Annotated in this window: 10 protein-coding genes; 4 read left to right on the top strand and 6 right to left on the bottom strand. The window is 69.4% G+C overall.

Annotated features, from left to right (window positions below; genetic code table 11):
• Positions 1–472: SDR family NAD(P)-dependent oxidoreductase (locus tag A5704_RS11405; protein ID WP_156737661.1), on the bottom strand; the 472-nt coding region annotated here is incomplete at its 3' end.
• Positions 473–773: 301 nt separating this feature from the next.
• On the opposite strand from A5704_RS11405, the gene A5704_RS11400 reads away from it, so the two are divergent.
• Positions 774–1,238 (top strand): cyclic nucleotide-binding domain-containing protein, encoded by a 465-nt coding sequence (locus tag A5704_RS11400; RefSeq protein ID WP_067753241.1) that lies wholly within the window; start codon positions 774–776, stop codon positions 1,236–1,238.
• Positions 1,239–1,265: 27 nt separating this feature from the next.
• Here A5704_RS11400 and A5704_RS11395 read toward each other — a convergent pair whose 3' ends face one another.
• Genes A5704_RS11395 through A5704_RS11380 form a run of 4 tightly spaced genes read right to left on the bottom strand, consistent with a single transcriptional unit; the run spans position 1,266 to position 7,314 of the window.
• Positions 1,266–1,931: a nitroreductase family protein gene (locus A5704_RS11395; protein ID WP_067889061.1), complete on the bottom strand. Its 666-nt coding sequence runs from the start codon at positions 1,929–1,931 to the stop codon at positions 1,266–1,268.
• A gap of 7 nt (positions 1,932–1,938) precedes the next feature.
• Positions 1,939–3,468 (bottom strand): Hsp70 family protein, encoded by a 1,530-nt coding sequence (locus tag A5704_RS11390; protein WP_067782807.1) that lies wholly within the window; start codon positions 3,466–3,468, stop codon positions 1,939–1,941.
• 9 nt (positions 3,469–3,477) lie between these two features.
• Positions 3,478–5,742 carry a carbon starvation CstA family protein gene (locus A5704_RS11385; RefSeq protein ID WP_067782810.1) on the bottom strand — a complete coding sequence of 755 codons (2,265 nt, stop codon included), beginning with the start codon at positions 5,740–5,742 and terminating at the stop codon, positions 3,478–3,480.
• A gap of 42 nt (positions 5,743–5,784) precedes the next feature.
• Positions 5,785–7,314: an ATP-dependent DNA ligase gene (locus tag A5704_RS11380; RefSeq protein ID WP_067756626.1), complete on the bottom strand. Its 1,530-nt coding sequence runs from the start codon at positions 7,312–7,314 to the stop codon at positions 5,785–5,787.
• 121 nt (positions 7,315–7,435) lie between these two features.
• On the opposite strand from A5704_RS11380, the gene A5704_RS11375 reads away from it, so the two are divergent.
• Together A5704_RS11375 and A5704_RS11370 are read left to right on the top strand one after the other, a co-directional pair.
• Positions 7,436–8,194: an SDR family NAD(P)-dependent oxidoreductase gene (locus A5704_RS11375; RefSeq protein WP_067756623.1), complete on the top strand. Its 759-nt coding sequence runs from the start codon at positions 7,436–7,438 to the stop codon at positions 8,192–8,194.
• A 108-nt stretch (positions 8,195–8,302) separates the two neighbouring features.
• Positions 8,303–10,465: an acyl-CoA dehydrogenase gene (locus tag A5704_RS11370; RefSeq protein WP_067756620.1), complete on the top strand. Its 2,163-nt coding sequence runs from the start codon at positions 8,303–8,305 to the stop codon at positions 10,463–10,465.
• 9 nt (positions 10,466–10,474) lie between these two features.
• Here A5704_RS11370 and A5704_RS11365 read toward each other — a convergent pair whose 3' ends face one another.
• Positions 10,475–10,810 (bottom strand): Zn-ribbon domain-containing OB-fold protein, encoded by a 336-nt coding sequence (locus A5704_RS11365; protein ID WP_067756617.1) that lies wholly within the window; start codon positions 10,808–10,810, stop codon positions 10,475–10,477.
• 49 nt (positions 10,811–10,859) lie between these two features.
• Between A5704_RS11365 and A5704_RS11360 the strand changes: the two genes are divergently transcribed.
• Positions 10,860–11,965 (top strand): thiolase family protein (locus A5704_RS11360; RefSeq protein ID WP_067889058.1); only part of this gene is annotated, 1,106 nt, incomplete at its 3' end.

Genomic DNA, 11,965 nt, shown 5'->3' with positions numbered 1-11,965 from the left:
TCATCCCTTCGATGGCGGCCTTGGCCGCCGCGTAGTAGCCGGAGCCCACCGGGGTCACCGTTGCGCCGATCGAGGAGATGTTGACGATCGCCCCACTGCGACGGGCCCGCATGCCGGGCAGCACCGCTTTGATCATCGAGACCGTGCCGAAGAAGTGCGTCTCGAACAGGGTGCGCACATCGGCGTCGTCGCCCTCCTCGATCGCGGCGCGGTAACCGTAACCGGCGTTGTTCACCAATACGTCGATGCGGCCGAACCGCTCGTGGGCCTGCCGCACGGCCGAGACGACCTGCGCGGGGTTGGTGACATCGAGGGCGGCCGCGAGCACCCGATCCGGCGCGCCGGACGCCAGGTCGGCGACCTTCGCGACGTCGCGCGCCGTGACGACCGCGTTGTGGCCGGCCCCGATGGCGGCTTCGGCAAGCGCACGACCGAGTCCGGTCGAGCATCCGGTGATCAACCAGGTGGACATGCGGGATGGCTCCTTCTCGCCGAAACCCAACATCTAGGCGTGAAACGCGTTGTCAGACTACGGCAGTGGTTGGCGTCAGGTCACTCGTCGCGCCGCCGTCGATACGGCCGGTTCGCTCGCGTCGGCTAACTTGCCTCGCGGGGAAGCCGCGGCGGTCACGAAAGCATCGTACGAGGGTGGCCCGCCCGGCGGCGGTGGCTTTCGGCAGGCAATTTCTTCTCGTCGATCGCGGGACGGGGCCGTCACAATCAACTATCGTCCGTCTTGAGTAATCGATCGGTACCGGTGAAGGAAATTGGCAGTGAGGACGCTAGAAGGCGTTCTGTCCCGCCACCCGTTCTTCGGCGGGATGGACCCGCGCTATCTGCAGTTGGCGGTCGGGTGCGCGGCGAACCTGCGCTTCGCCGCAGGTGAGTTGATCTTCCGCGAGGGCTACCCGGCCGATCACTTCTACCTGATCCGCGCCGGCCGGATCGCGCTCGAAACCCCCGTTCCGGGCCGGGGCGGCTTGACGGTGCAGACGCTGCAAGCTGGAGACATCCTTGGCTGGTCGTGGCTGGTGCCGCCATACAACTCGCGGTTCGACGCGCGCGCCGTCGAGTCGACGCGCGCCATCGGGTTCGACGGCAACTGCCTGCGCGGCAAGTGCGAAGAGGACCACGAACTGGGGTACGAGCTGCAGAAGCGCGTGATCGCGGTCCTCGGACAGTATCTCGATGCGACGAGGTTCCGGCTCCTGGACATCTATGCCGATGTCATCGGCTGAGCACGACACCGTCCCGCGACAGGCCCCCTAGCCGTCGAATGCCGGACCGTCGAAGCGGTCACGGGTGACGAGCTCCGCGACCGCCCGGCGGCGCAACTTCCTCAGCTGCCGGATGGGTTTGCCGAGCGGCACCACCGCGACGACCGCGTGCCGATCAGGGATGCCCAGCAGTTCGCGGACTCCCTCCTCGGCGGCGACGGCCATCGTCGTGATCGTCCCGCCGTAACCCTCGTTGCGGGCGGCCAGCAGGACGTTCCACACCAGTGGATATACGGAGGCGCCGCCGGCCAGGCCGACGCGGCCCAGATCCTGATCCACGGCCGCCACCACCGTCAAATCGACCGAAAACACAAGCACGACAGGCGCGTTCACGATCGGCGCGACGAACGTGGCGGGGATTTCCGTGCTGTCGATGATGTCCTGCGGCACACGGCTGGGATGGATTGAATTCCATGGGTTTTCGCCCGCCTGCAGCTGGGCGAAGTAGCGACGGGCGGCGGCCTTGCCCAGCTCGGCCAGCCGGCGCCGGGCGTCCGGGTCGCGCACGACGGTGATGTGGGCGCCCTGCCGGTTGCCGCCGCTCGGGGCGAACCGGGCGTTGTCGAAAATGCGCGCCAGCACCTCGTCGGGCACCGGGTCGCCGGTGAATTCCCGCGCCGCGAACGTCGTTCTCATGACGTCATAAAGTTCCATCGGCGCGTCAAGCGCTCGCGGCGGCGCGGCGCTCCAGGCGGAAGGTGCGCTTGAACCCGGCCGGCTGCGTGGTCAGGGTGACTTCCACCGCGCCGCTGGGGGCGATGACGTAGCGCTCCTCGACGTCGGGCCCGTCCCGCCACCGGCCCACCGGCTGACGCCCGAGGTCGTCGCGATCATGCAGCGCCGGGTCGAAGGGGAAGAGCACCGGGTCGTAGGGCGTCACGTCGCCGTCGGGCCGGCCGTTGACCAGGCGGCTGCATTCCACGAACCGGAAGTGGCCGATGTTGTGGGCCGCACGATAGGACCGCTTCACCACCAGCGGGGTGTGCCCGTCGGCCGGCAGGGAGACGTCCTTGCACACGATCGGGTCGAAGACCACGCCCGCGCCGGCCTCGGCCTCGCGAAAGACCCCGAAGTTGCGCGAGAAGCGTTCGGACAGCGCGAAATCGGACTCCTTGTCGAGGAAGACCGCCAGGCCGATCGCCGTGGCCGCGAAGGGGTGCGGCGAGCGTTTGACCCGCTTGTCGCCGAAGGTGGTGCGCAGCATCCGGGAGACCAGCGGGAAGCTGCCTGCGCCGCCGACGACGTAGATGCCGGCGACCTCCGACCACGTCACGTCCCGGCCGGCGCCGGCCGGATTGTGCAGCACGCGGTCGAGCAACGCCATCGTCTTGTCGACCAGCGGTGCGCACACCGAATAGACGTCGTCAACGGGGCAGGAGAACGGGGGCCGGTCCGCCCCGCCGACCCCGGTGAGGTCGACCAGGAAGCGGCGCGTCTGTGGACCCACGGCCTCCTTGCGGGCGGCGCACTCCTCCCGCAGCAGGTCGCGGGCCGCCGCGTCCACCCCGGACAGTTGGGAGCGGTCCAGGACGAGCTCGACGATCGCGTCGTCGAAGTCGTCGCCGCCGAGGCGCTGGATGCCCTCACTGATGACGACCTCGTTCGCGTGCCCGGTCATCTTGAGCAACGAGGCGTCGAAGGTGCCCCCGCCGAGGTCGTAGATGAGGACGTACTCCCGCTTGGCGGTGATCGTGGACCGGTAGCGGTGCGCGTATTCGAGGCTGGCGGCCGACGGCTCGTTGAGCAGCGCGGCGACGTGGAAGCCCGCCGCCACGAACGCGTCCAGTGTCAACAGGCGTTGGGCGCTCGAGGCGTTGGCCGGCACGCTGATCGCGGCCTCGATGGTTTCCCCCGCGGTGAGGCTGGCGTTGGAGCGACGCACGAGGTCGCTCTTCAGCTGGGCCAGAAATCCGGTGAGCAAATCGGCCAGGCGGTGGGTGCGGCCGGCCAGGCTCACCTCTGTCTGCGGTCCGGCCTCGTTGAGCAGGCGTTTGAACGACCGCAGCACCGACCATCCCGCGTCGTGCCGGACCGCGGCCGCGTCCGCGCCGAAGCGCAGCTCCCCGGCCGCGTTGGCCGCGACGATCGACGGCCACGCGTCGAGGCCGTCAAACGAGATGACGGGATAGTTGCCTCGGTCGACGGCCGCGACGACGGTGTGAGTGGTGCCAAAGTCGATGCCGACTCTCATCGCGCAAGTTTAGGACCGCGCGGGGGAGTTCGACACGACCTTTTTGCCCGGCGCGTCCCATCGTCTTTGCAACGCGCGCTCAGCGGCGGTGGGAACCAGGCCGGACGGCGCGAACCGCTTCGAGGGCACCGGATCCTCCTCGGTCAGCGGCCTACCGCCGCCACGAATTGCCCTGGCGGCGACCACAACTCCGGCGGCAAAGACGATGAGGACCACCAGCGCGAAGACGATGGACAGGGTGCCCTGGATGAAGGTGTTCCTGATGACCTCGTCGATTTGATGGGGATTCTTGGCCGCACCGAAGGCGGTCTTGCCGGCGCGCTTGGCCGCCACGAACTGGCCGTGCTGAGTCCAGTAGCCGACGGCGGGATCTCCGGAGAAGATCTTCTGCCACGACGCGGTCAGCGTTACGGCCAGATCCCACAGCAGGGGCAACCCGGGGATCCAGGCCCACCGCAGCAGCCCCTTCTTGATGACGACGACGGTGATGACGGTCAGCGCGATGCCGGCCAGCAGCTGGTTGGCGATGCCGAACAGCGGGAAGAGGGTGTTGATGCCGCCCAGCGGATCGGTCACGCCCATCAGCAGTGTGCTGCCCCAGGCGGCGACCACCGCCAGGCTGCAGATCCACACGCCGGGTCGCCAGCTGGGGTTGCGCAGCCTGGCCATCGGGCCACCGATGTTGCCGAGCGTGTCGGAGAGCATGAATCGGTTGACCCGGGTGCCCGCGTCGAGGGTGGTCAGGATGAACAGCGCCTCGAACATGATCGCGAAGTGGTACCAAAAGGATTTGAGTCCGGCGCCGCCGAACACGCGCTGCAGCACCTCGGACATGCCCCAGGCGAGCGTGGGTGCCCCGCCGGTGCGCGACACGATGGACTTCTCGCCGACGCCGGCGGCGGCCTGGCTGATCTGGTCGGCCGTCGCCGGGGCGCCGGCCAGCCCGAGTGAGTTGACGTAATCCGCGGCGCGGGCCGCGGTGGCGCCGGTCTGCGCGGCAGGCGCGTTGATCGTGAAGTACAGGTGCTGGTTGATGATCGACGCGGTGATCAGCGCCATCACGGCGACGAACGACTCGGTGATCATGCCGCCGTAGCCGATCAGCCGCATCTGGCCTTCTTTCTCCAGCAGCTTCGGGGTTGTCCCGGAGGAGATCAGCGAATGGAATCCCGACAGCGCGCCGCACGCGATCGTGATGAACAGGAAAGGGAATAGCGAGCCGGCGAACACCGGACCGTTGCCCTTGGTGGCGAACTGCGAGATCGCGGGTGCCTGCATGACCGGCCGCGCGATGAAGATGCCGACCGCGAGCAGGGCGATGGCGCCGACCTTCATGAAGGTGGACAGGTAGTCGCGCGGTGCCAGCAGCAACCACACCGGCAGCACCGAAGCGGCGAAGCCGTAGCCGATGAGGCACCAGCACAACGTGACTGGCGAGAGCGTGAACAGCGATGCACCCCAACGGGTTTCGGCAACCCAATTGCCGGACCCCACCGCCGCGAGCAGCAGCGCGAAGCCGATCACCGACACCTCCGTCACCCGCCCGGGCCGCAGGAAGCGCAGGTAGATTCCCATGAACAGCGCAATGGGGATGGTCATGGCGATGGAGAACACGCCCCACGGGCTTTCGGCCAGGGCCTTGACCACGATCAGGGCCAGCACCGCGATCAGGATCACCATGATCACCAGCACCCCGGCCAGCGCGGCCGCACCACCGACCGCGCCCAGTTCGTCGCGGGCCATCTGGCCCAGGGAACGGCCCCGCCGCCGGGTGGAGATCCACAGCACCAGGTAGTCCTGCACGCAGCCGCCGAGCACCGCGCCGAGGATGATCCAGATGGTGCCGGGCAGGTAGCCCATCTGTGTCGCCAGCACCGGACCGACGAGGGGGCCGGCCCCGGCGATGGCGGCGAAATGGTGCCCGAACAGCACCCGCCGGTCGGTGGGCACGTAGTCGGTGCCGTCGTCTAGCACCTCGGCCGGGGTGGCGTGGTCGTCGCGCGGGCGAACGATCTTCATCTCGATCAGCCGGGCATAGAACCGGAACCCGATGATGTAGGTGCAGATCGCCGCGACCACGAACCAGACCGCGTTCACCGTCTCGCCGCGCGCGAACGCGATGATCGCCCACGCGACGGCACCGACGACGGCGATGACCGCGAACATGACCTTGTGCCGCAGGGTGATGGGGGAGCGGTCGACGATCGCGACGGGCGGCAGTTGTTCGTCGGTGTGGATGTAGCGGACGTCTTTGTCGTGCACTTTCACTGCCACGGCCGAAACCCTACGCGCGCGAAACCGGCAGCGCTCGGTTTGTCAGTACAGCGCCCGCACGGTATCGATGGTGTCGGCCTCGGACGGGCTCTTGTCGTCGCGGTAACGCAGCACACGGGCGAACCGCAGCGCCACACCGCCGGGGTAGCGCGAGGATTTCTGGACCCCGTCCAGGGCCACCTCGACCACCTGCTCGGGCCGCAGCCGCACGACGTAACCGTCGGTCCCGCCGACGGCGAGTTCGCTGAACCGGGCCGTCTGCCAGTCCAGCATGGCGTCGGTCATGCCCTTGAAAGTCTTTCCCACCATCACGAATTCGGCGGTGGCGGGGTCGCGCGCCCCCAGGTGGATGTTGGAGAGCTTGCCGCGTCGGCGCCCCGATCCCCACTCCACCGCCAACACCACCAGGTCCAGCGTGTGCACCGGCTTGACCTTGAGCCAGCCCGCGCCGCGGCGGCCTGCCTGATACGGCGCCTGCGGCGCCTTGGCCATGACGCCCTCGTGACCGGCGGCGAGCGTCGCCTCCAGGAACCGGGCCGCCTCGTCGTCGTCTGTGGTGGCGAGCCGATCGACCCGCTGCGCGGCCGGCACCAGCGCGTCCAGGGCGGCCAGCCGCTCGGTGGTCGGCGCGTCGAGCAGGTCCTCGCCGTCGCGGTGCAGGATATCGAAGAAGAACACCGAAAGAGGTTGGGCCGCACGGGCTTCAGCGACGTCGACCGATCGGCCGAACCGTGACGCGGTGACCTGGAAGCGGTGCGGTGAGTTGTCGGCCCGCAGCGCGATCGCCTCGCCGTCGGCGATGAGGTCGCGCACCGGCAGCGCCAGCGTCGCCTCCACCACCTCGGGCAGCCGGGCGGTGACGTCGTCGAGGCTTCGGGTGTAGACGGTGACCTGGTCGCCGGACCGGTGAATCTGTACCCGGGCGCCGTCCAGCTTGGCCTCGAAAATCGTTGTGCCGCCGTGGCGTTCCAGCGCATCGGCCACCCCGGTCGCGGTCTGCGCCAGCATCGGGCCGACCGGCCGTCCGACGCGCAGGGCGAACGCCTCGAGCGCCCGGGCGCCGCCGCCCATGGCGGCCGCCGCGACGCCGGGCAGGTCCCCGCCGAGCATCGCCGCGCGCTGTACCGCCGCGACGGGGAGGCCGGCGGCCTTGGCCACCGCGTCGGCCATGATCCCGGCCAGCGCCCCCTGGCGCAGCTCCCCGCCGAGCAGCCGCAGCAGGAAGGTCTGCTCGATGTCGGTCGAGGCGGCGAACAAGCCGGTGATGAGCTGCGCGCGGCGCGCCTGCGATCCCTTGCCCGACACCGCCCCGATCTCGGAGAAACTGGCGTCCACCGCGGCGACGGTCAACGCCGGATGCGGCGCCGGGGGCGGCCGTGACCGCAGCGCTGCCCAGCCGACCCCGATCTGGCGCTGGCGCAACTCACCCGAGAGCCAGGAGACGACGATGGCGACTTCGTCGGGGTCGGCCGCGGCGCGGCGCAACAGGTCGGCGATGTGGGCGACCTTGCTCAGCCGTGACGACGTGCCGCCTACGTCAAGTGAGGTCGTCGCCACGTCGAGGAGGAGCACGAAATCAGCTTGGCACGGGTCTCGAACAAGGCGGGGTCAACCCTCGGCGGCGCACACGCTAGCGTGCCTACGTAACGTTACAGATTACTAGGGATCTGACAACCCGAAAGGAAGGGTCCGGATGGAGATCAACGGGAAGAAGGTCGTCGTCATCGGCGGCGCGTCGGGAATGGGTCGCGCCTCCGCTGAGCTGCTGGCCGAGCGCGGGGCGGAGGTCGCCATCCTGGACCGTGAGGGTTCCGACGGCAAGACCGTGGCCGAGGCCGTCGGCGGCGCGTTCTATCCGGTCGACGTCACCGACTTCAAGGGCACCGAGGAGACGCTGCAGACCGCGGTCGACAAACTGGGCGGCCTGCATGTCATCATCACCACCGCGGGTGGCGGCATCGCCAAGCGGACGATGACCAAGTCCGGTCCCCACGACCTCGAGTCCTTCCAGTCCGTGATCGACCTCAACCTGATCGCCACCTTCAACATCAGCCGGCTCGCGGCCGCGCACATGGCCAAGAACGAGCCGGAGGACGAGGAGCGCGGCGTCATCATCAACACCGCGTCGATCGCGGCGTTCGAGGGGCAGATCGGGCAGGTCGCCTACACCGCCGCCAAGGCCGGCGTCGCCGGCATGTGCCTGACCATGGCCCGGGACCTGGGCTCGCTGGGCATCCGGGTGCTGGCGATCGCGCCGAGCCTGTTCGCCACCGGTTTGACGCAGGGGATTCCGGACGAATTCGCGTCGGCGCTCACCAAGGACGCCGCCTTCCCCAAGCGCCTCGGCCGGCCGATCGAGTACGCCAAGCTGGTTGCGGCGATCGTCGAGAACCCGATGCTCAACGGCCAGTGCCTTCGGCTGGACGCGGGCCAGCGCTTCGCGCCCAAGTAGCCACCCCCACGGGTCGCCCTCCCCGCATTAAGTACACTCTTTAGGCAGCCGCCCCGCTTCCCCTCGAAGCGGGGCAGGCTACCCAGCCGGTAGCGAGGAGGGCCCCTCATGGGTATCGCACTGACCGACGACCACCGCGAACTCGCCGGGGTCGCCCGCGCGTTCCTGACCTCGCAGAAGGCCCGTTGGGCGGCGCGTTCGCTGCTCGACGCCGCGGAGGAATCCCGGCCGGCGTTCTGGCAGAACCTGGTCGAGCTGGGCTGGCTCGGCCTGCACATCGACGAAGAGCACGGCGGATCCGGCTTCGGGCTGCCCGAACTCGTGGTGGTGGTCGAAGAACTCGGCCGGGCCGTAGCGCCGGGGCCGTTCGTGCCGACCGTGATCGCGTCGGCGGTGATCGCCAAAGATGGCAGCGCCGAACAGAAGTCGCGGCTGCTGCCCGGCTTGATCGACGGGACCGTCACCGCTGGAATCGGTCTGGACGGGGAGGTGCGCCTCAAGAACGGCGTCGCCGACGGTGACGCCGGGATCGTGCTGGGCGCCGGGCTGGCCGAGCTGTTGCTGATCGCCGCGGGCGAGGACGTGCTGCTGTTGGAGCGTGACCGTGCCGGCGTATCGGTCGAGGTGCCGAACAACTTCGACCCGACCCGGCGTTCCGGACGCGTGCGCCTGGAGAACGTCAACGTCGGCGCCGACGACATCCTGACCGGCGGGCGGGCTTCCGCGCTGGCCCGGGCCCGGACGTTGTTGGCCGCCGAGGCGGTGGGCGGCGCGGCGGACTGCGTCGACGCCGCCGTGGACTATGCCAAGGTGCGGCAGCAATTCGGGCGCACCATCGCGACATTCCAAGCGGTGAAGCATCATTGCGCCAACATGCTGGTGGCGGCCGAATCGGGCGTCGCCGCGGTGTGGGACGCCTCGCGGGCGGCGTCCGAGGACGAGGACCAGTTCCGGCTCGCCGCCGCGGTGGCGGCGGCCCTGGCGTTCCCCGCCTATGCGCGCAACGCCGAGCTGAACATCCAGGTGCACGGCGGCATCGGCTTCACCTGGGAGCACGACGCGCATCTGCACCTGCGCCGCGCGCTGGTGGTTGCGGCGCTGTTCGGCGGTGACGCGCCGGCCCGGGATGTCTTCGAGCGCACCGCCGCAGGCGCCAAACGGGAGAACAGCCTGGACCTGCCTGCCGAAGCCGAGGAGCTGCGCACCCGGATCCACGCCGACGCCGCCGAGATCGCCGCCCTGGACAAAGCGGCTCAGCGCGACAAGCTGATCGAGACGGGCTACGTCATGCCGCACTGGCCGAAGCCCTGGGGTCGCGCCGCCGACGCGGTGGAGCAGCTGGTCATCGAGGAGGAATTCCGCGCGGCCGGCATCAAGCGCCCCGACTACTCGATCACCGGCTGGGTGATCCTCACCCTGATCCAGCACGGAACCGATTGGCAGATCGAAAGATTCGTGGAGAAGGCGCTGCGCCAGGAAGAGATCTGGTGCCAGCTGTTCTCCGAGCCCGAGGCCGGCTCCGACGCGGCGTCCGTCAAGACCCGCGCCACCCGGGTGGACGGCGGCTGGAAGATCAACGGGCAGAAGGTCTGGACCAGCGGCGCGCAGTACTGCGCGCGCGGCCTGGCCACCGTGCGCACCGATCCGGACGCCCCCAAGCACGCCGGCATCACCACCGTCATCATCGACATGAAGGGCCCGGGCGTCGAGGTGCGCCCGCTGCGGCAGATCACCGGCGGCTCGGAGTTCAACGAGGTCTTCTTCAACGACGTCTTCGTCCCCGACGAGGACGTCGTCGGGGCGCCCAACTCCGGCTGGACCGTCGCCCGGGCGACGCTCGGCAACGAGCGGGTCAGCATCGGCGGCAGCGGGTCGTTCTACGAGGGATTGGCGCCCACCCTGGTCCAGCTCGCGCAGCAGTCGGACCGCCTGGCGGGAGCGCCGGTCCGGATCGGATCCTTCCTCGCCGACGACCATGCGCTGCGGCTGCTGAACCTGCGTCGCGCGGCCCGCAGCGTCGAGGGGGCCGGGCCCGGCCCGGAAGGCAACATCACCAAGCTGAAGCTGGCCGAGCACATGGTCGACGGGGCCGCGATCTGGGCGGTGCTGGCCGGCCCGGAGGTCGCACTCATGGATGGCCCCGGTGCGGTGGTGGGCAGGCTGGCGATGGGCGCACGCGGCATGGCGATCGCCGGCGGCACCTCGGAAGTCACCCGCAATCAGATCGCCGAGCGGATCCTCGGCATGCCGCGCGACCCGCTGATCAACTAGCTGCTCCGCTCAGGTGGGTGCGAACAGCGGAGCCCCGCCGCTGCCCCTGTCCGGCCGGATCGCGACGGGCATACCGCACGTGACCGAATCGGGTTCGCAGTCAACGACATTGGCGGCCACCCGCAGGCCCTCTTGTTCGGCGAGTTCGACGATGGCGATCACGTACGGAACCGGGATCTCCGGGTTGTACGGGTGGTGGTTCACCGTAAAGGTGAACACGGTGCCACGCCCGGAGACGGGCCGGGCGACCAGCGGGGCTTTGCACGTGCGGCATTCGCCGGCAGGCGGATGCACCCAGCGCGCGCAGTCCTCGCAGTATTCGATGAGCAGCGGCTCGTCCGGCACGACGAATACAGTACACTCAATTGATTCGATGGTCTGACGGGCGGTGTGCATGACGCATTTCGAGAAGGACGCGATCCTGTCCGGCATCGGCATCTCTCGGATCGGCCGGCGCACCGGCATCGCGGGCGTGGACCTGACCATGGAGGCGGTGCGGTCCGCCATCGAAGACGCCGGCTTGGCCCCCGCCGACATCGACGGCATCGCGACGCTGGGCGACACCCCCGCCGCAGAGGTCAACGCCCAACTGCGGATCGAAGCGGCCGATTGCGGATCCGGCTTCGGCACCGGCGGCTTGCTCAGCCCGGTGATGTCGGCGTGCCGCGCGGTCGCCGAACGTCGCGCCCGGCACGTGGTGGTGTACCGGACCATCCAAATGCTCGGCGGCACCGTCCCGGTGAAGCCGCAGGAGAACGCGCCCGCGCCGCCGCTGGCCCGGATGTTCGAGACGCCGGAGGGTGCGGAACGGCCCGCCGTGGGCGCGATGGACGACGTCAACGACCTGGTCGCGGCCAACGCCTATTCCGCCGCGAATTGGCTGGCGCTGAACTGCCGGCGCCACATGGAGTTGTATGGGACCACCAAGCAACAGCTGGGCTGGGTCGCCCTGAACGGCAGGCGCAACGCCGCCCTGAATCCGCGCGCCGTGTATCGCGACCCGATGACGATGGCCGACTACCTGAGCGCGCGGCCGGTCTCCACCCCGTTCGGCCTGCTGGACTGCGATGTCCCGATCGACGGCTCGATTGCGGTGGTGGTCTCGCACACGGATTACACCCGGGATTGCCCCCATCGCGCGGTGGCGGTGGAGGCGATCGGCGGGTCCGACGGCGCCGGGGGCTGGTTCCACCGCGACGACTACCCGAAGATGGCGATGTCGGACGCGACGGCGCAGATGTGGTCGCGCACGGACCTGAAGCCGGCCGACCTCAAGGTCGCCGAGTTGTACGACGGCTTCACCTATCTCACCCTGGCGTGGCTGGAGGCCCTCGGGGTCTGCGGTGACGGGGAGGCCGGGCCGTTCGTGGAAGGTGGCGCTCGGATCGCCCGCGACGGGGACCTTCCCCTCAACACCTACGGCGGCCAGCTGTCGGCGGGGCGCATGCACGGTTACTGGGCATTGCACGAGGGTTGTCTGCAGTTGCGCGGGGAAGCGGG

The organism is Mycobacterium sp. E735 (assembly GCF_001666955.1).
Lineage (GTDB): Bacteria > Actinomycetota > Actinomycetes > Mycobacteriales > Mycobacteriaceae > Mycobacterium.
The sequence above is the reverse complement of the archived record's forward strand: the minus strand, read 5'-3'. Positions and strand labels throughout refer to the sequence as shown.

Coding starts and splice junctions, on each gene's coding strand:
- A5704_RS11395 (WP_067889061.1), bottom strand. CDS start 1,931: ATGGAACTTTATGACGTCATGAGAACGACGTTCGCGGCGCGGGAATTC.
- A5704_RS11390 (WP_067782807.1), bottom strand. CDS start 3,468: ATGAGAGTCGGCATCGACTTTGGCACCACTCACACCGTCGTCGCGGCC.
- A5704_RS11375 (WP_067756623.1), top strand. CDS start 7,436: ATGGAGATCAACGGGAAGAAGGTCGTCGTCATCGGCGGCGCGTCGGGA.
- A5704_RS11370 (WP_067756620.1), top strand. CDS start 8,303: ATGGGTATCGCACTGACCGACGACCACCGCGAACTCGCCGGGGTCGCC.